General features: G+C 68.4%; 16 protein-coding genes. 1 reads left to right on the forward strand and 15 read right to left on the reverse strand.

Annotated elements, in window-relative coordinates:
- Positions 1-15: 15 nt before the first annotated feature.
- The 10 genes from FMP39_RS21020 to trmFO form a co-directional block, all read right to left on the reverse strand.
- Positions 16-1377, reverse strand: a complete 1362-nt coding sequence (locus FMP39_RS21020; RefSeq protein ID WP_141592091.1) for a J domain-containing protein — start codon at positions 1375-1377, stop codon at positions 16-18.
- Positions 1378-1485: 108 nt separating this feature from the next.
- Positions 1486-2730 (reverse strand): aspartate aminotransferase family protein, encoded by a 1245-nt coding sequence (locus tag FMP39_RS21025; protein WP_141592092.1) that lies wholly within the window; start codon positions 2728-2730, stop codon positions 1486-1488.
- A gap of 37 nt (positions 2731-2767) precedes the next feature.
- Positions 2768-4165 carry an ATP-dependent protease ATPase subunit HslU gene (gene hslU / locus FMP39_RS21030; RefSeq protein WP_141592093.1) on the reverse strand — a complete coding sequence of 466 codons (1398 nt, stop codon included), beginning with the start codon at positions 4163-4165 and terminating at the stop codon, positions 2768-2770.
- 12 nt (positions 4166-4177) lie between these two features.
- The gene (gene hslV / locus FMP39_RS21035; protein WP_011553068.1) at positions 4178-4705 is read right to left on the reverse strand and encodes an ATP-dependent protease subunit HslV; all 528 of its coding nucleotides are present in this window, start codon (positions 4703-4705) and stop codon (positions 4178-4180) included.
- Between the two features lie 70 nt (positions 4706-4775).
- Positions 4776-6596: an SLC13 family permease gene (locus FMP39_RS21040; protein ID WP_141592094.1), complete on the reverse strand. Its 1821-nt coding sequence runs from the start codon at positions 6594-6596 to the stop codon at positions 4776-4778.
- Between the two features lie 59 nt (positions 6597-6655).
- On the reverse strand, positions 6656-6937 hold the full coding sequence (locus tag FMP39_RS21045; RefSeq protein ID WP_141592095.1) for a hypothetical protein: 282 nt from the start codon (positions 6935-6937) through the stop codon (positions 6656-6658).
- 28 nt (positions 6938-6965) lie between these two features.
- The gene (locus FMP39_RS21050) at positions 6966-7868 is read right to left on the reverse strand and encodes a tyrosine recombinase XerC (protein ID WP_141592096.1); all 903 of its coding nucleotides are present in this window, start codon (positions 7866-7868) and stop codon (positions 6966-6968) included.
- Positions 7869-7918: 50 nt separating this feature from the next.
- A complete protein-coding gene (locus FMP39_RS21055; protein WP_194858498.1) occupies positions 7919-10192 on the reverse strand; it encodes a kinesin in 2274 nt (757 codons plus the stop codon).
- Between the two features lie 59 nt (positions 10193-10251).
- Entirely contained in the window at positions 10252-11895 is a 1644-nt protein-coding gene (locus tag FMP39_RS21060; RefSeq protein WP_141592098.1) for a PD40 domain-containing protein, read from the reverse strand.
- On the reverse strand, positions 11892-13265 hold the full coding sequence (gene trmFO / locus FMP39_RS21065) for a methylenetetrahydrofolate--tRNA-(uracil(54)-C(5))-methyltransferase (FADH(2)-oxidizing) TrmFO (RefSeq protein WP_141592099.1): 1374 nt from the start codon (positions 13263-13265) through the stop codon (positions 11892-11894). Before trmFO ends, FMP39_RS21060 begins: the two co-directional genes overlap by 4 nt.
- A gap of 271 nt (positions 13266-13536) precedes the next feature.
- Here trmFO and FMP39_RS21070 point away from each other — a divergent pair, with 271 nt between their 5' ends.
- Positions 13537-13929: a TraR/DksA family transcriptional regulator gene (locus FMP39_RS21070; RefSeq protein ID WP_090492898.1), complete on the forward strand. Its 393-nt coding sequence runs from the start codon at positions 13537-13539 to the stop codon at positions 13927-13929.
- Between the two features lie 42 nt (positions 13930-13971).
- On the opposite strand, the gene FMP39_RS21075 is transcribed toward FMP39_RS21070, so the two are convergent.
- From FMP39_RS21075 to FMP39_RS21095, 5 genes are all read right to left on the reverse strand, one after another.
- Positions 13972-14553 (reverse strand): biopolymer transporter ExbD, encoded by a 582-nt coding sequence (locus tag FMP39_RS21075; protein WP_141592100.1) that lies wholly within the window; start codon positions 14551-14553, stop codon positions 13972-13974.
- A gap of 3 nt (positions 14554-14556) precedes the next feature.
- Positions 14557-15078, reverse strand: coding sequence for a biopolymer transporter ExbD (locus FMP39_RS21080; RefSeq protein ID WP_011553060.1), 522 nt, complete (start codon positions 15076-15078; stop codon positions 14557-14559).
- Between the two features lie 20 nt (positions 15079-15098).
- Positions 15099-15836, reverse strand: a complete 738-nt coding sequence (locus tag FMP39_RS21085) for a MotA/TolQ/ExbB proton channel family protein (RefSeq protein WP_026114210.1) — start codon at positions 15834-15836, stop codon at positions 15099-15101.
- Positions 15837-15996: 160 nt separating this feature from the next.
- Positions 15997-18567 carry a type I DNA topoisomerase gene (gene topA, locus FMP39_RS21090; RefSeq protein ID WP_141592101.1) on the reverse strand — a complete coding sequence of 857 codons (2571 nt, stop codon included), beginning with the start codon at positions 18565-18567 and terminating at the stop codon, positions 15997-15999.
- 11 nt (positions 18568-18578) lie between these two features.
- Positions 18579-19185, reverse strand: a 607-nt coding sequence (locus tag FMP39_RS21095) for a DNA-processing protein DprA (RefSeq protein WP_194858499.1), incomplete at its 5' end; no start/stop codon positions are given.

Below are 19185 nucleotides of genomic sequence, written 5' to 3' on the forward strand. Positions count from 1 at the left end.
GAACCGTACTTACTCCTAGAACGTCCAGCGCAGCTTCTTGAGCGCGGCCTTCGCTTCCGCGTTGTCTGGGGCCAGCTTCGCCGCATCCTCGAAGGCTCGCTTCGCGAGTTTCTTCGATCCGCTGTCCAACAGCACCTTTCCCAGCGTCAGTTGGTGCTCGACCTTGTCGGGTTCCAGCTCCACGGCGCGCTGCGCCAGCCCTCGGCCTTCGGCTGCATCCTGCCCCAACAGGTTCCCCAGGCGGGCGCAGCGCCAGGCGGCCTCGGCGTTCTGGTCGTCCAGCGAGCAGGCGAGCCGGTAGGCCGACATGGCCCCATGCGTGTCGCCATGCCGCTCCATCTCCCGCCCTCGAGCGACCTCGATGGTCGCCCGCTGCGAGTCATGCCCCCGGCGCGCCTTGACCAGGAGAAGAGCGACTTCGCGGTTCTTCGGGTCCATCGTCTGGACCTGATGGAAGTCGTGATAGGCCCGCTCCCAGTCGCCGCTGGCGATGGCGGCCTTTCCCCGGGCAATCAGCTCGGCCAGCCGGCCCGTACGGGCCAGGTAGGGATGCCGGGCCAACCGGGCCTGCCGCTCCGCCCGGCGTGCTTCGGACGCGCCATCATCCGGCGGTGGCGCCAGCGGACGCGACGGCGGCGGAATGGATGAAGGCCCGCTGGACGCCACGGGCGGACGGGGCGCCGGGGGTGGCGATGAAACCCGGTGCACTGGCGGCGGCTCTGGCGTCAGCAGTTGCTGTGCAGGCGCGGACGGAGGCGGCGCGGAGGGTGGCGGCGGCGCGGCGGCGCGTTCGGCCTGAGCCAGTGCCGGATTCGCGCGCAGGTAGGCCTCGCGCTTGTCGGGCTGCATGAGCACGTTGTGCGCGTCCGTGAGGCGCCGGAAGATGCGCTCCATGCGGGCACGGAAGCTGCCCAGGTTCTTCCCGAAGTAGCGGTCCGGATGGAAGCGGCGCGAGGCGTTGTAATACGCCTGCTTCACCTCCGACGCGGGAGCCCCGGGCTTCAGCCCCAACACGGCGAAGTGGTCCATCGCGTCGAGCGAGCGCTCCAGCTCGATGATCTCCTTCTTCCGCTCCGGCTCGAGGTCCACCTCCTCGGCCATGGCCGCGTCCACCACGGGCGCAGGCGCGCCCCGAGGCACCACCCGGGCGGGGACGATGGCGCCCTTGGCCCGCAGCGCCAGCAGCACGGCGATGGTGCGCGGCTCGCCCAGCTTGGAGCGCGCCAGCACCTGGTCGATGCGCTCCACGCGCCCCACGAGTTGGAGCACCGAGCCCTCTTCCGCGGTGAGCTGGAGACGCGCTGCATCCAGTTGGGGCACCGTGGCGATGTGATCCGTCAGGGCCCCCAGCCCGATGATCGTGTTTGGCGCACTCACAGTGACAGTCCGAGGAAAGCCTTCCGGAGTTTCCAGACTAGGGTTCCGGACGCAGGGCGTCAAACGCCCGTGAACCCTTCCCCATGCGGTGGACCGCGGCCACGCCGGTCAGTTGGCGGCGAGCACGCGCTCGAGAATCGACAGGCCTTCATCCAACTCACGCACGGTGACGATGAAGGGCGGCGCGAAGCGCAGCGTGCGTTCGCCGGCGGCGTTCACCAGCAGCCCCTCTCCGCGCAGTTGGGCGATGACGGGCGCCACCTCGCGATCCAACTCCACGCCCACCAGCAGCCCCTGGCCGCGCACGGCCTGGATGCGGCCCGCGGGCAGCCGGCCCTGGAGCTCACGCGCCCGGGCGAGCAGATAGGCGCCCTTCTCCTGGACCTCATCCAGGAAGCCGGGACGGCGGAGGATGCGCACCACGGCATTGGCGGCGGCCGCGGCCACCGGGTTGCCACCAAAGGTGGAGCCGTGCGTGCCCGGCGTGAGGCTGGCGCCCAGCTCTTCCTTGCAGAGCATGGCGCCAATCGGCAGGCCGTTGCCCAGCGCCTTCGCCACGCTGATGCCGTCCGGGACGATGCCCTCGTGCATGAAGCCGAACGGCTTGCCGGTGCGGCCCATGCCCGTCTGGACTTCGTCCACCAGCAGCAGCAGCCCGTGCTCGTCACACAGCGCGCGCAGACCGGCGAGGAACCCCAGAGGCGCCATCCGCACCCCACCCTCCCCTTGGATGGGCTCCACGAGGATGGCGGCGGTCGCCGGGCCCACGGCCTTGCGCACCGCTTCGAGGTCGCCGTAGGGCACGTGGGTGAAGCCGGCGGGCAGCGGCTCGAAGCCCTTCTGGTACTTCGCCTGGCCGGTGGCGGTGACGGTGGCCAGGGTGCGGCCGTGGAAGCTGCTGTCGAAGGAGATGACCTCGAAGCGCTCCGGCGTGCCGCGGTCCTTCATCACCTTGCGCGTCAGCTTGAGCAGCGCCTCGTTCGCCTCCGCGCCCGAGTTGCAGAAGAACGCGCGTGACAGGCCGGACCACTCGGTGAGCTGCGCGGCCAGGTCAATCTGGGGCTGAGAATAGAAGGCGTTGGAGACGTGCCACAGTGAGTCCAACTGCGCCTTCGCGGCGGCCACGACGTCCGGGTGGCAGTGTCCCAGCGCGCACGTGGCGATGCCACCAATCAGGTCCAGGTACTCGCGGCCATCCGTGTCCCAGACACGAGCCCCCTGGCCCCGAGCCAGGACGAAGGGCGGCTGCTTGTAGTTCTGCAGCAGGTGGCGCTTCGCCTTCTGGACCAGGGCGTCGGTGGAGGAGTCGGACGATGCGGAGAGGGACGGCTCGGATTGCGACAAGGCAGTCATCCTTCGTGCGGTACGGTGCCCCTCCGCATATAGCGCGCTACAGGATGTAGCGCGACAGGTCCTCGTCCTGGACGATGGCAGCCAGGCGCTCGCGCACGTAGGCGGCGTCCACCTGGAAATCCCGGGGTCCCATCTCACTGGCGGAGAAGGACACCTCGTCCAACAGTCGCTCCAGGATGGTGTGCAGCCGCCGAGCGCCGATGTTCGCCGTGCTCTCGTTGGCCTGCTGGGCGATACGCGCCAGCTCCGTCACCGCGTCGTCGGTGAAGGACAGACGCACACCTTCCGTGCTGAGCAGGGCCGTGTACTGTCGCAAGAGCGAATTCTTCGGCTCCCGGAGGATTCGGACCAGGTCCTCGCCCGTCAGGGGCTCCAGCTCCACGCGGATGGGGAAGCGGCCCTGCAATTCCGGGATGAGGTCGCTGGGCTTGGAGACGTGGAAGGCGCCAGCGGCGATGAAGAGCATGTGGTCCGTCTTCACCACGCCATACTTGGTGTTGATGGTCGAGCCTTCGACGATGGGGAGGATGTCCCGCTGGACGCCCTCCCGGGACACGTCCGGGCCGCCCCCGCCCTTGCCGCCCTCGCGGCTGGCAATCTTGTCGATTTCGTCGATGAAGATGATGCCGTTCATCTCGGCGCGTGCCACGGCCTCGCGCTGGACGCGGTCGGGGTCCACCAGCTTGGCGGCCTCTTCCTTGCGCAGGAGCTGAAGCGCCTCGGGCACGCGCACCCGACGGCGGCGCGTCTTGTTCATGCCCGGCATGTTCTTGAAGAGGTCCTGGAGGTTGACGCCAATCTCCTCCATGCCCTGGCCGGAGAAGCCCCGCATGAAGGTGGGCGACGACTCCGCGGTCTCCACCTCCACCTCCACGTCGTCCAGGGTGCCGGCGCGGAGCTGGGCGCGGAACTTCTCGCGCGCGGTGTCGCTGACACGCTGGACCGGTGGTGGGGGCGGTGGGGCGAAGCCGAACGGCGGCGTCGCGGACGACGACTTCACGCCGCCGCCCTGCATCAGCTCGATCAAGCGGTCCTCGGCCAGCTCCTCGGCGCGGGGGCCGACCTTCTCGGTCTCCTCCTCGCGGACCAGCGCGATGGCGGCCTCGACGAGGTCGCGAATCATCGACTCGACGTCACGGCCGACGTAGCCGACCTCGGTGAACTTGGAGGCCTCCACCTTGACGAAGGGCGCCTGGGCGAGCTTCGCCAGGCGGCGGGCAATCTCCGTCTTCCCCACGCCGGTGGGGCCAATCATGATGATGTTCTTCGGGTGGATTTCGTCCCGCAAGTCGTCGTTGACCTGCTGGCGGCGCCACCGGTTGCGCAGGGCAATGGCGACGGCGCGCTTGGCGGCGTTCTGCCCGACGATGTAGCGGTCCAGCTCGCTGACGACCTCGCGAGGCGTGAAGGCGGACAACTTGCGCGATTCGGCCACGGGGTGTGTCTCCTAGAGCTCTTCGATGGAGATGTTGGCGTTGGTGTAGATGTCGATTTCACCCGCGATGGTGAGCGACTGGTGCACCACGTCGCGAGCAGACATCTGCGTGTGCGCCATGAGGGCGCGCGCGGCGGCGAACGCGTAGGGGCCACCACTGCCCACGGCGGCGATGCCGTAGTCGGGCTCAATCACGTCACCCGCGCCGGAGAGGATGAACGTCTTCTCCTTGTCGGCGACGATGAGGAGCGCTTCCAGCCGGCGGAGGAAGCGGTCGGTGCGCCAGTCCTTGCCCAGCTCCACGCAGGCGCGGGCCATGTTCTTCTGGTGCTCCTTGAGTTTGGCCTCGAAGCGCTCGAAGAGCGTGAAGGCGTCCGCGGTGCTGCCAGCGAAGCCGGCGAGCACCTGGCCTTCGCCCAGCCGGCGGACCTTCTTCGCCGTGTTCTTCATCACGGTCTTTTCGAGGGAGACCTGGCCGTCGCTGGCGATGGCGACCTTCCCGTCACGCCGCACGCAGAGGATGGTGGTGCCGTGGAACATAGGACCCGGGGTTTAACAAGCCGGGCGCGGCGTTTCCAAGGAACAGTGACTGGCTGTCTGCTCGCAGACTTCAAAAAGGAAGCACCCACGGCACCACCAGCACCGCCAGCGCGACGATGAGCACCTGGAGCGGGATGCCCACCCGGGCATAGTCGGCGAACCGGTAGCCCCCTGGGCTCATGACCAGCGTGTTCACGGGCGACGCGATGGGCGTGGCGAACGCCGCCGACGCGGTAATGGCCACCGCCATCAACAGCGGCTCGGGCCGCAGTTCCATGGACTCCGCGATGCGGAGGGCCACCGGGGCCACGAGGACGGCGGTGGCCGTGTTGGAGATGAACAAACCCAGGGTGGACGTCACGATGGCGAGCACCGCCAAGACGGCGTGGGGGCTGGCGCCGGTGAAGAGCCGCTCCAGGCCCGCCACTGCCAACTGCGTCACGCCGGTGCGCTCCAGCGCGGTGGCCAGCGGGAACATCCCGGCGATGAGCACGACGCTCTCCCAGTTGACCGTGCGGTAGACGTCCGCGGAGCGCACGCAGCCCGTGAGCACCATGGCCACCGCCGCGAGCAGCACCGCGACCACGTTGGGCAGCAGGCCCAGGGCCATCACCGTCAGCATCGCCAGGGTGATGACGACGGTGAGCGCCGCCCGCCGAGGATCCGCGAGGCGGTCGGTGCGCGGGTCGGGCTCGGCGAGCAGCACGAGGTCCTTTCGGGCCTCGGACAGGTTGCGCAGGTGCTTCTTGCGGCCCTTCACGAGCAGGGTGTCCCCGCGCCGCAGCGTGAAGTCCTTGAGGGCGGGAGACGAGGCATCCACCACCGCGTCCGTGCCCCGGCGAATCGCGAGCACCGTGGCCCGGAACCGGTCACGAAAGCGCGCCTGCCGGAGCGTCCGGCCCGCCAGCGCCGAGCGGCGGGGAATCACCACCTCCGCGAGCGACTCCTCGGGTGGCAGCGACAGCGACTGCAAGGACGGGAGCCGCTCCAACCCCCAGTGCTCCACCGTCGCGACGACGGCATCCTCATGGCCCTGGACGACCAGGATTTCGTCCGCGCCGAAGGGACGGTGCGGAACCACCGGATGCGCGGCGCCCATCAATGAGATGCCCACCACGTTCACTGCGTGCGCGGAGCGCAGGTTGGCCTCGCCGAGCGTCCGGCCCACGAGCTTCGAGCCACGAGGAACGCGGAGGGCATGAAGCAACGTTCCCAGGCCGTACTCAGTGGCGAAGTCCTCGGGCGACAGGACAGCCTGCGCCGCGACCTGCCCCTGCGCCGCCGAGGGCAGCAGGTATTTGCCGGCGAAGATGAGGAACAGCATGCCCGCGGCGAGCATCACCACGCCGATGGGGAAGAAGGTGAAGAAGCGGAACGGCTCATGGCCTGCGTCCCGAAGCGCCCCACTCACGATGAGGTTGGGCGGGGTGCTGATGAGCGTCAGCATGCTGCCCAGGTGGGCGGCGAACGCGAAGGGCAGGTAGATGCGGGCAGGCGCGATTCCGCGGCGAAGGGCGAGCGTTCCCACCACTGGCATCAGGATGGCCACGGTTCCCGTGGAGCTCATGAAGGCAGACAGCGCGGCGGTGGCCAGCATCACCACGGCGATGGTGCGCCCCTCCCCTTCCCCCGCGAGGTGCCCCAGCCGCTGTCCCAGCCACCCCGCCAGTCCTGTCTCCGTGATGGCGCCGCCAATCACGAAGAGTCCCACCAGCATGATGACCACCGGGTTGCTGAAACCCGCGAGCGCATCATCCACAGGAACGATGTCGAAGAGGAGGAGCGACAGCAGCGCGAGCAACGCCACAATGTCCAGCCGCACCCGGTCGCTCACGAAGAGCACCAGTGAGACGGCGAGGATGCCAAGGGTGATGAGCGCGGGAGGGGTCACATCGAGCAGCTATGACACCCCACGTGGGGATTCGCTACCCCAACGCCCCAGGCTCGACGTCACGACCGCTGGCGCGCCAATAGCACCGGCAAGCCCCACTGCACGCCCAGATCGACGAGACAGAGCGCCGCGAGGACTAGGGCAAAACAGGACAGGGACAACGCCGAGCGAATGGCGCAGAACGGGGCGTAGAACAGCAATGCAACCACGGGAACGCCCGAAGCCATCCGCTTTCTGCGTGCTGTCGTCACCAACAGGAACACGGTGAACCCGTCTGCCAACAAGCCCAGTGCAAGAAGGAACCAGGCCAGCCCGTTCGCGATGGCAAATAGTGTCCCCATCACGCGGCGTCGTCTGGTCGCCGAGCACTCACGCCCGCGGATGCGCGGAGTCGTAGACCTGCTGGAGCTGCTCCCACGTCACCTGGGTATACCGCTGCGTGGTGGACAAGCTTGAGTGGCCCAGCAGCTCCTGGATGCTGCGGATGTCCGCGCCGCCGCCCAGCAGGTGCGTGGCGAAGGAGTGACGCATGGCGTGCGGGCTCACCTTCCGCGTCAGCGCGCACTTCAGCACGTACGTGTCCAGGTGCCGCGCGATGCTCCTCGGCGTCAGGCGTCCTCCCCGGAAGTTGAGGAACATCGCCTCTGGCGCCTGATCCTTCCGAATCGTGGCCAGCAGCTCTCCCCGCCTCGCGAGGTACGCCTCCAACGCCCGGATGGACTGCGCGTTCACGGGCACGAGCCGCTCCTTGCTCCCCTTGCCCATCACCCGGACGATTCGCCCGCTGCGGTCGATGTCCAGCAGGTCCAACCCGCACAACTCACTGATACGCAGGCCGCCGCCGTAGAGCAGCTCCAGAATCGCCCTGTCCCGCAGCCCGAGCACCGTCTTCACGTCAGGCATGTCCAGGATGGCGAAGACCTCCTCCACCGGCAGCACCTTCGGCAGCGCCTTCGGCAGCTTCGGACTCTTCACCAGCTTCGCGGGGCTCGCGGGCAACAGCTTCTGCCGCACGAGGTACTTGTAGAACGACTTGATGCTCGCCAGCCGCCGCGCCCGGCTCGCCGGGGCGTGGTCCGTGCTCAACGTGCCCAGGTAGCCACGAATCGCCGCGTGCGTCCCGGACAGGAGCGACAGCTTCATTCGCTCCACCAGGTAGCGCTCGAAGTCCACCAGGTCGATGAGGTAGTTGCGCACCGTGTGCGGGGACGAGCCCTTCTCGTCCTCCAGGTGGGCGCGGAACTTCTCCAGCAGCGGCGACGGGCTCGTCATCGAGGACGAGCCTACGGGCCGGAGAAATCCTGGCAAGATTCGCGGTGAGCCTACGGTGCCTTGGCCGGAGCCGCGGCAGGCGCTGCCGCCGCCGCCGCTGCAGCCGCAGCCGGCTCCGCCTGGGACGGCAACACCGCCAGGCAGGTGTCCTGGGACAACCAGCCCGCGTGGCAGAACCAGGTCAGCAACGGAATCCGGACCTGCCAGAGCAACACGAAAATCACCGCCAGCGTGATGGCCAGCTTCGTCCACCCGGACGCGCCCTCCGCCTCGTCGTCCTCCTGCTGCCGGACCAGCGCCGAGCGCACCATGTCCAGGCGGTCCACCCGGGCGTTCGAGGGCAGCTTCGGACGGCGCGTCACCAGCGAGGACAGCTCCGGCGTCAGCATCAGCCGGTCATTCAGCGCCCAGCCGGAGCCTTCCAACAGCAGCGCCAGGTTGCGCCGGCGTAGCTTCAGCCAGCCCAGAAGCCCCGCCGGGGCCATGACGACAATGGCAATCAGCGTCGCCGCGGAGATGAGGTCCACCAGCGTCAGCGACTTCACCTGCGTCATGATGAACGCGAAAGACGAGCCCAGCGCCGCAGCCGCCAGGCCGCCCGCCGCCACGATGCCCGCGAGCCCGCCCCCTGGAGGTGCTGCGGCGGCTGCGGCGGGAGCCGCGCCCGCCGCCGGAGGAGGCGCCACCGGCGGCGCATTCGTCGCGTGCGTGTAACTCTTCTCCAGCGTCGAGTCGAACGTCTTCTCGCCCGCCGACGCCAGGCCCTCCACCTTACTGGTGATGAACTCGCCGATGCGCGCGAAGGGCATGGTCATCGACTCCCACAGCGACACGGGCTGACGAACCACCTGCGTCACGATGGCGTCGCTCTCCACGCCGTCCACGTCGTAGAAGACGCCCCGCTTGCCCACCGCGAGCTCCGTGCTCCGGCCGCTCGTCACCGGCACCGCCACTTCATACCCGGGCGTCCCATCCTTCGGCGCCACCTGGACGTAGAGGATGCAGGTGGTCCCCAGTGAGGTGAGCGCGGAGTGCGCGGCCCGGTTCGTCACCAGCACCGACAGCGTGTACTTGCGCCCGCCCAGGATGAGCGTCCCCTTCTCCACCAGCGCCAACCGCTTGGGCATGTAGAGGTTGGGCATGCTGATGAAGTTGTTCGCGAACAGCAGCAGCCAGCGCTGGTAGAGCACCAACCGCTCCAACTCGTTGACGGCATCCAGCGTGGGCTTGAGCGCGAGGTCCGCCGCGCTCGCGGCTTCCAGGGCATCCAGGTCCGCGTCCGAAACCGACGGCAGCGTGTCCACCAGCTTGCGCACCGGGTTCGCCTCGAGCTGCGCCTGCCACGCCAGCACGCCATCCGCCTTCGCCGCCAGCCCCCGCCACGCCGAGTCCGACAGCCGCTGCGAATCCCCCGTCATCGGCGTGGCGACGTCCGTGTGGAACGCCTCCAGCACCTCGTACGCGGGCCCGCGCAGGAGACGGGACCACTCCAGCACACCCGACGCATCCGGCGGCGCGATGGGCAGGTCCCCCGCCGCCTTCCCCAGCGCCGCCACGTCGCCCAGCGCGCCCTCCACCCGCTCCGCGCGCAGGCGCAGGCTCGCCGCCGCTTCGGGCTGCGCAGCCACCAGCCGGCACTGCACGAAGTACGCATCCAGCAGCGGCGCCACGTCGCGCACACGCTTCGCCGTGTCCAGGCTGATGTCGCCCCAGACGAACGCCGCGCCCTGCTTCTCCCGGTGCTCCCGCAGCTTCGCGCGCTCCTCGCGGAAGCGCGCCACCAGCGCCGCGTCCACGCCCGCCTTGCCTGCCCGGTTCGTCAGCGCGGGAAAGCTGGCCATCAGCTCCTGGGCCAGGGGCCGCAGGTGCTCGGGCAGGTGCTCGGGCGCGATGATGCCATCGCCGTTCTGCCCGGCCTCGCGCAGGGCCTTCTCGCTCTCGCGAACCTGCGCCAGGGAGATGCGCCCGGTGTCCGTCGCCTTCAGCGTCCGGAGAATCATCTCCGCCGCGCCGCGCAGGGGCCGCGCCTCCTCGCTGAGCGCGTTCAACTCCAGCACGTCACTGGAAGCATCCGCGCCGCGCCGGTCCTTGAGCTGCTTGGCGGCCCAGTCCACCGCCGTGCGCACCTCCGCCACGCGGATGCGGCCGTTGCCGTCCGAGTCCATCAACGTCAGCAGGCGAGGGTCACAGCTCAAGCCCTCCAACGGGCATGCCGTGGCAATCCACTGCGTTTCGGGGATGCGGATCGCCTCCACCAGCACATCGAAGGAGGGAATGTCGACCTGGAGCGAGCCGCCGTAGCGGCGATAGATGAGCGAAGCCATACAGGCGGAGGAAGTAAGCACACCGCCCGACGAATCGCACGATCCTCAACAATCAAAAGCTACAGCGTCGCGGGGACGCTGTAGATGCCGGCCTTCGGGCCCTGCGTAATCGCGTACACGGCCAGCGAGTCATTCTTGCCCCCGAAGGACACCGGCACCTGGACGCCCTGGTCCAGCGTCTTCCGCGCCTGGGTCTTCACGTCGTACACCGCCACATCGTAGGTGTCCGAGTCCATGCGGGCATACGTGACGAGCACCCGCTGGCCATCCTCGGACAGCTTGTAGCTGAAGATGCCCTGCAGCCACGTGCGGGGGTCCGCCTGCCGGGGCAGGTCCATGGCCATGAAGTCACACGAGCGTCCATTGCGGATGCAGTTGGAGCGGAACACCACCTGCCCGTTGCCCGGCGTGAAGCCATAGCCAAAGACGCCCTGCTGCACCTTCGCCGCCCGCTCCTCCCCCAGGGTGTACAGCATCAGGTCCACCGAGTACGCGGGCTTGAGGATGCGCGAGAGGAACGCCACATAGCGCCCGTCCGAGCCCCAGACGAAGTTGGGCACGCGGCCGCCCACCTGCTTCGTCGTGCCGTCCGGCAGCGCGGCCACCGACATCAGCCCCGCGTTCGCAGTCGAGTCATACTTCTCCAGGAAGCCCACCGCCTGCGAGTCCGGCGAGAAGGCCAGCTTCTCCACCTGCACGCCCAGCTTGCGCCCCGGGCCCCCCGCCGCCGGGCCCAGGTACAAGTCTCCTGGCACGTTCGGCTTGCCGTTCTCCGTGCGCGCCAGCCACTTGCCATCGGGCGAAAAGGCAAACACACCCGAGGCCACCGCCAGCCGCTTCGCCTTCAGTTCGGGCAGCTCCGCCAGGTACAAGTCATACAACCCTCGCACCGACTCGCTGCGCACCTGGAAGGCCACGCGCTGACCATCCGGGGAGACTTCGTAGTCCCCCACCTGGTCCCCCACCTTCACGGGCGGCGCGTCTGGCTTCTCCACGGAGATGGCCGCCATGCCCCCCGCCGCGGACAGCCGGCGCTTGAAGAGCAGCGTCTTGCCGTCCGGCGTGAACTGGGCGGTGCTGACCTCCGCCGCCACGTCCGTGAAGGGCCCTGACGGCAGCGTGCCCAGCTTCAGCTTGCCACCATCCACGTAGGCCAGCTTCGTCCCATCCGGGCTGGGCAGCATGTAGCTGACCGCCGTGCCCAGCATGACGGGCTCCGCCTTCGCGTCATCCAGTGACGCCACGTTCAGCGCGCCCGACTGCGTCGCCGGGTTGTAGCCGGTGAGGAAGAGGACGTGCTTCGAGCCCGGCGCCACCAACTGTCCGCCGGGGACGTTCGTCACGCCCTCGCCCAGCTTGCGCGGCTCGCCGCCCTCCACGGGCACCACGTACAGCTCGCCCAGCACCATCTGCGGCGGAATGCCGTCCAGCGCGGGCTTCTTCCCGTTGACCAGGTACGTGGCGAAGCGGCCATCCGCCGTCACGCGCAGGTCCGTCACCCGGCCCGAGGCCAGGAGCGTCCCCTGCCCCGCGCCGGGGGCACCGGGCGGAGGTGGCTTCTCCGCCGCCGCGGCGGCCTTGGCGCGCCGCACACCCGGGGCCTCCGAGCCGCCATTTTCGCCCTGCTTGCAGCCCGTGCCCGCCATCACCAGCGAGGCCATCAGGCCCGCGGTCCACAGCCGCCCCTGCCGCATCCGCATCATGCGCTCCTCTGATCCACGTGCTCAGGGGCGCCCGCCGCCGGGACGCCCGCATGCGGCAGCCACGCCGCCAGGTCCTGCTTCGCTCGCGCCGAATACGCCGCGCGCTTCTCCGCCTTCTTCATCCGCCCGGTCACCGGCGAAAAGATGCCGAAGCTGATGTTGGAGGGCTGGTGCGGGTAGTCCGGCGGGTGCGCTTCGCCCGTCACGTGCCGCAGCAGCGCGCCCATCGCCGTGGTGGCCGGCGGCGGAACGAACTCCGTCCCCGTCAGCCGTGCGTGCAGCGCCAACGCCACCAGGTATCCACACGCCGCGCTCTCCACGTAGCCCTCCACGCCGGAGATCTGCCCCGCGAAGTAGAGCCGGGGCTCCGTCTTCAGCGACAAGTCCTTCGCCAGCAGCCGGGGCGAGTCGATGAAGGTGTTCCGGTGGATCTGCCCCATCCGGAGGAACTCCGCTTGCTGAAGTCCGGGGATGAAGTTGCTGAAGATGCGCTTCTGTTCACCCCAGGTCAGCCGCGTCTGGAAGCCCACCATGTTCCAGGACGTGCCGCCCACGTCCTCCATGCGCAGCTGCACCACCGCGTAGGGCTCCTGACCCGTGCGCGGGTCCCTCAGGCCCACCGGCTTCATGGGCCCGTAGGCCAGGGTGTCATCGCCACGCTCGGCCATCACTTCAATGGGCAGACACCCTTCGAAGTACTTGGGTTCCTCGAAAGCGTGCGGCACCACCTTCTGCCCCGCCTTCACCTCGGCGATGAAGCGGTAGTACTCGTCCTTCGTCATCGGCAGGTTGAGGTAGTCGTCCCCGCCGCCCTTGCCGTAGCGGCTCTGGCGGAACGCCACGTTCATGTCGATGGAGTCCGCCGACAGGATGGGCGCGATGGAGTCATAGAAGTAGAGCCGGGTGCCCACGTGGCGCTCCAGCTCCCGCGTCAGCGCATCCGACGTGAGCGGTCCCGTGGCAATCACCACCGGGCCGTCCTCGGGCAGCTGCTCCACCTCGCCGGCCACCAGCTCCACGCCGGGCTGGCGCAGCAGGGACTCCGTAATCGCGGCGGAGAAGCGCTCGCGCTCCACCGCCAGCGCGTCGCCCGCGGGCACCCGGTTCGCGTCCGCCGCGCTCAGCACCAACGAGCCCAGCGCGCGCAGCTCCGCGTGCAGCAGGCCAATGGCGCTCTCCGGGTTGTCCGAGCGCAGCGAGTTGCTGCACACCAGCTCCGCCAGCGTGTCCGACTTGTGCGCGGGAGAACGCTTCTGGGGCTTCATCTCCCGCAGCACCACCGGCACCCCACGGCGGGAGAGCTGATAGGCGCACTCCGTCCCTGCCAGGCCGCCGCCAATCACCGTCACCCGCTGCTTCTGATCCGCCATCCGCTTCCTCCAGGCCCGCGCCGCGCGGCGTCCAGCAACTGTTAGCAGGACTGACACGCCCTGGCCCAGCGTCGATTCAACCGTGTACGACCCCACGCTCTCGCTCCGGATTCGCGCATGGCCGGTTGCCCACCGGCCCACCTCTGCCCCCCGCTGGAAGGCGCGGTTTCCCTACCTGGGTTGCACCCCTACGTTTCTCGCGTTCGCCGCTCGGGGGCGGCCTGCATCCGGGCGAGCGCCACTGAACTCGTAGACTGGGAGGACCGAAGCCATGGCGACCCGCCGAACCCTGGACCTGAACCGGATCCGCGAACTCCTGCAACGCCGCCGCCGGGAGATCCTCAGCGCCAACGAGGGGGCGCACCGCGAGCTCACCGCCCTGAAGAACCAGGAGCGGGACCCCGAATACGAAGAAAACGCCCAGTCCGAGCTGGCCGACTACACCCTCTCCAGTCTGATGGAATCGCAGCGGCGCGAAATCATGCTCATCGACGCGGCGCTGCGCCGCATGGAGATGGGCGTGTTCGGCGAGTGCGTGGACTGCGGCTTCGAGATTCCCATCGAGCGCCTGGAGGCCCTGCCCTTCGCCATCCGCTGCGAGGAGGACGCCAGCATCCACGAACTCGAGACGCGCGGCGGCCCCATGGCCAGCCCGTCTCTCTGAGGCGATGCGAGCGCGCGCTCCCGGTGCCGCCCCGGGGGCGTGCTACTCGCCCTCTTTCTGGAGCACCACGAAGCGGTAGTTCTCCAGCTCGTTCTGCCCCGCCGTGTAGAGCACGGTGAGGAGCATGTCGTAGGGAATCTTCTTGTCCGCGATGACGGACAGCTCCCCGCTGAAGGGCGCCGACGGGTTGCGCGCGGCGATGTACTTCAGCTTCTCCACTTCCTTCTTCAACTGCGCATCCAGCGGCAGCACCAGCCGCCCCTGGAGCTTGTCGGCCGGGAACTGACCGTTCTGCAGCCGCAGGACCTCTCGCTCACCCACCAGCACGTTCCTGGGCGTGATGGTGACGGCCACGGTGTCCTTGGGCGTGGCGCGCGTGGAGGACACGGGCGGACGCACGTCCTCGGATGCCGTCACCGCCGCGGACGACGAGGCGAAGGACTTGAGCAGGAACACCAGGAGGATGGTCATCATGTCCATCATCGCGGTGATGTTCAGCTCCTTGATCTCCCCCGCCGCCTCGCGCTCCTTGCGCTTCTTGCGCGCCAGGGCCCGGCGGTAGCTCAGCCGCGCCACGGCTTCCGCGTCGGGCGTGTCCACGGCGGATGTCGTCGGGTCGCCCATGGCTCAGATGGCTCCCAGGGTGACGTCCGGGAACAGCAGCCGGCGCTCGCGGCCCTGCGTCTCACGGATGGCGTCCAGCGTCTGCGTCAGCGTCTCATAGGGGACGTCCGGGTCCGCGCCCACGATGACCTTCGTCTCCTTGGGGAAGGCGGACTTGATCTCCACCATCTTCGCGTTGAGCGCGGAGAAGTCGTGCGCGCCGTCCGCCTTCACGGGGATGGTGGGCGTCCCCGCCTCCCCGAGGATGGCGTTCTCGCTGCTGACGAAGTGCCCCTTCTTGGAGATGAGCACGGACAGCGTCAGCTTTGGCGCGTCGTCCGGGTTCTCCTGGGCCATGCCCGTCGTCGGCGCACCATAGGCGGGGGCGTTGACGTTGATGATGCCGAACGTCGCCAGGCCGGTGATGGACAGCAGCATGAAGATGATGAGGTTCATGAGGATGTCGAGGTACGGGACGATGTTCAGCTCGCCCGCCTCTTCTTCCTCACGGACCTTCAGCTTGCGCCGGGAGTAGTGGAACGCCATGGCCGCGTGCCCCTGCGCTCTTACGAAGCGCGCGCCTCGAGCTCCGTGGTGGCCGGGTCCACGGAACCGCGGCGCGACAGGAGGTTCTCCAGCTTGAGCGCGTTGAGCTCCAGCCCCTCCACCATGCTCTTCGCGTACGACGTGAGGAACAGGTGGAAGATGATGCAGATGACGGCGATGGAGAGCGCGAAGGCGGTGTTGTTCATCGCCTTGGAGATGCCGTCCGACAGCAGCACCTGCTTCTGCTCCGCCGGCACGTTGCCCAGCGCCTGGAAGGTGCCGATGAGGCCGAAGATGGTGCCCACCAGCCCCACCAGCGTGGCGATGTTCGCCAGGGACCACAGCCAGGGGATGCGCTTGGACACGTTCGGGCTGTGCTCGACGATGGCCTCTTCCACCGCCTTGGAGACCTCAATCTCACCGCGGTTGGCGTTCACCAGGCCCGCGCGGACCACCTTGGCCAGCGGCGCGTTGGGCGCCATGGCGCACACCTTCACGGCGCGGTCCAGGTTGCCGCTGCGCACCAGCTTGGCGATCTGCTCCATGAAGGGCGGCGCGTTGAGGTTGTAGCGGAACACCAGGGTGACGATGCGCTCCAGCGCGACCGCCAGCGAGCACGCCAGCCAGAACAGGTTCACGAACATGAACGGTCCGCCATCCTTGAAGAACTTGATGACGGAGTCCGTGACGCCCAGCTTGCCCCCTTCCGTGGCCGCGAGGGTCACGTCCAGCAGCAGCTCGCTTACCGAGGGAATCATTGCGCCCAGAGTCCTTTCGACGCCCGCCCCCCGGGGCGCGCCCATCCGGAGGCGGGCACCCGTTCGACGTTCCCGGGGAGGGAGCAGCCTGGACTTCTAGGGCGGGCCCGCCAAGGCTGTCAAGCCGAGGGCGGGCCATGCCCATGTAACTACTGGGCTTTCAAGCAGCCGAGGAGGCTTCGGGTGACCCACCCAGGCCCCCGGGCTGCTCGGTGATTTCGCGCCGGTAGTCGCACTCCTTGTTGGGGCACGCCACGTACGGGCCGTCCCGCTTGGAGAACTTCTGGAGCAGGTAGGGGGACGCGCAGGTGGGGCACGGCTCGGCCAGCGGCCGGTCCCAGGCGGCGAACTTGCAATCCGGGTAGCGGTTGCAACCGAAGAAGATCTTTCCGCGGCCGCTGCGGCGCTCCGTCAGGTAGCCCTCCTTGCACTCCGGGCACGCCACGCCAATGGAGATGGGCTTGGACGTCTTGCAGTCCGGGTAGCCGGAACAGGCCAGGAAGCGCCCGAAGCGGCCCCGCTTGATGACCATGGGCTTGGTGCACTTCTCGCACACCTCGTCGGTGGTCTCCTCCTCCACCATGACGATCTTGCCCTCGGCGTCCCGCTTGAAGTCCTTCGTGTTCTTGCAGTCCGGGTAGTTCGAGCACGCGAGGAAGTGCCCCATCTTCCCGAACTTGATGACGAAGAGGTTGCCGCACTTCTCGCAGGGGATGTCCGTCTTGATCTCCTCCCGCTTGACGTCGCGCATCTCCGCTTCGGCCTTCTCGAGCGTCTCCTTGAAGGGCCCGTAGAAGTCGTGCAGCACGGACTTCCAGTTGGCGCCGCCCTCGGAGATCTGGTCGAGCTTCTCCTCCATCGTCGCCGTGAAGGTGACGTCCAGCTCGTGGGGGAAGTGCTTGACCAGCATCTCGTTGGTCATGTTCCCCAGGTCCGTGGGCCGGAAGCGGCCCTCCAGCTTCTCCACGTACTTCTTGTCCTGGATGGTGGAGAGAATGGCGGCGTAGGTGGACGGGCGGCCGATGCCGCGCTCTTCCAGCTCCTTCACCAGCGTGGCCTCGCTGAAGCGCGGGGGCGGCTGGGTGAAGTGCTGCTCGTGGAGCAGCTTCTGGAGGTTCAGCGCGTCGCCGTCGTTCAGCACCGGCAGCTCGCCCACGGCGTCGGCGCCCTCGGCGTTCTCGTCACCGGCGGCCTTGGCCTTCTCCTTCTCCGCCTCTTCCTCCGGCGTCAGGCCAGCACCGTAGACCGCCAGGTAGCCGGCGAACTTCAGCGTGCTGCCGGAGGCGCGGAAGGTGGCCCGGCCCGCGGCGATGTCCGCGCTGGTCTGGTCATAGACGGCGGGCTTCATCTGACACGCGACGAAGCGGTTCCAGATGAGCTCGTAGAGGCGGTACATGTCCTCCTCGCCCATGGCCTCGAAGAAGGGCTTCACCCGCTCCGGCGGGTACTCCAGCGACGTGGGCCGGATGGCCTCGTGCGCGTCCTGGGCGCTCTTCTTGGTGCGGTACACCATGGGCTCGTCGGGCAGGAAGTCCTTGCCGTACTTGCCGTCGATGAACTCGCGCACCTGCTTCACCGCGTCGTCGGACAGACGGGTGGAGTCCGTACGCATGTACGTGATGAGCGCCGTCTGGCCCTCGTCACCCAGCGGCACGCCTTCGTAGAGGCGCTGCGCCAGCGTCATCGTCTTCTTCGCGGTGAAGGACAGCCGGTTGGCCGCCTCCTGCTGGAGCTTGGACGTGATGAAGGGCGCGGGCGCGTTGCGGCGGCGCTCGCGGCGGTCCACCTTGGCCACCGAGAAGCTGGCCGACTGGAGCTCGGCGACCAGGCCCTCGGTGATGGCGCGGTCCTTCAGCTCCACCTTCTTGCCGTCCACCTTGGACAGCTTGGCCTTGAACGGCGGCGGGCCGGAGGGGCCCTCCAACAGCGCGTCCAGCGTCCAGTACTCCACGGGGACGAAGGCCTTGATTTCGTCCTCGCGCTCCACGATGAGGCGCACCGCCACGGACTGCACGCGGCCGGCGGACAGGCCCCGGCGCACCTTCTTCCAGAGCAGCGGGGAGATTTGATACCCCACCAGCCGGTCGAGGATGCGGCGCGTCTGCTGCGAGTCGTAGTTGTCCTGGTTGAGCTGGCGCGGCTGCGCGATGGCTTCCTGGATGGCCTTCTTGGTGATTTCGTTGAAGGTCACCCGGAGCGCGTCGGGATGCGCCAGCTCCTCCTTGATGTGCCACGCAATGGCCTCGCCCTCGCGGTCGGGGTCCGTGGCCAGGAAGACGCGGTCGGCCGACTTCGCCATCTTCTTGAGCTCGTTGAGGACCTTCTCCTTGCCCTTGATGACCGTGTACTCGGGCTGGAAGTCGTGCTCCACGTCGACGCCCATCTTGCTCTTGGGCAAGTCCTTCACGTGGCCCACGGAGGCCTTCACCGTGTAGCCGGAGCCCAGGTACTTCTTGATGGTCTTCGCCTTGGCGGGAGACTCCACGACGACCAGGTAGTGCGGGCCCTTGCCACGGGGCGTGGCCTCCTCCTCCGCGTCTGCTTCCACGGTGGGGAGTTCGTCCTCGTCGCCCTTCTTGGTGCGGCGGCGAGCCGCCGTCTTCTTGGCGGCGGTCTTCTTCTTGGCCGCAGGCTTCTTCTTGGCGGCCTTCTTGGCGGCGGCCTTCTTGGCGGGCGCCTTCTCCTCGGCCGCCTCAGTCTCTTCCACCTTCTTCTTCGTCCGCGTGGCCATGACTCTCCTACCTAGATTCTCTCGTACAGCCTTCCGGGGTGCTGGATGACCAGCCCCGTCAATTCCAACTCCACCAGCGCGCTGGCGAGCGCCGCCGGTGAGAAGGTGCTGCCGACCAGCACCTCGTCGAAGCTCCGGGGAACCCGGTCCAACATCGCGAAGGCCCCCTTCGCTTCCGCGGAGAGGTCCTCCCATGAGCCCATCGTCCCAGGAGGAACCGCCGCCAGAGGGTCGACTTTCAGCACCCTCCACACATCATCCGGGCCCAGGCAAACCGCCGCCTCCCCGTCCCGCAGCAATGCGTTGCAGCCGGCCGCCTCCTCCTGGCGTACGTCACCGGGCATCGCGAACACCGGCCGCCCCTGCGCCCGCCCCGCCTCCGCCGTGTACAGGCTCCCCGAATCCTTCCCCGCCCTCAGCACCAAGACTGCGTCGGATGCCCCGGAGATGAGCCGGTTGCGCCGGGGAAACGTCGTGGTGCTCGCCCGGACGCCGGGAGGCAGCTCGCTGAAGAACACGCCCCCTCGGTCCAGGAAATGAGGAAGCAGGCGGGCTTGCGCCGTGTCGAGTGCATCCAGGGCGGACCCCAGGAAGGCCCACGTCTCTCCCCCCTCATCC

The sequence above is a fragment of the Myxococcus sp. AB056 genome, assembly GCF_006547365.1.
In the GTDB taxonomy this organism is placed as follows: domain Bacteria; phylum Myxococcota; class Myxococcia; order Myxococcales; family Myxococcaceae; genus Myxococcus; species Myxococcus virescens.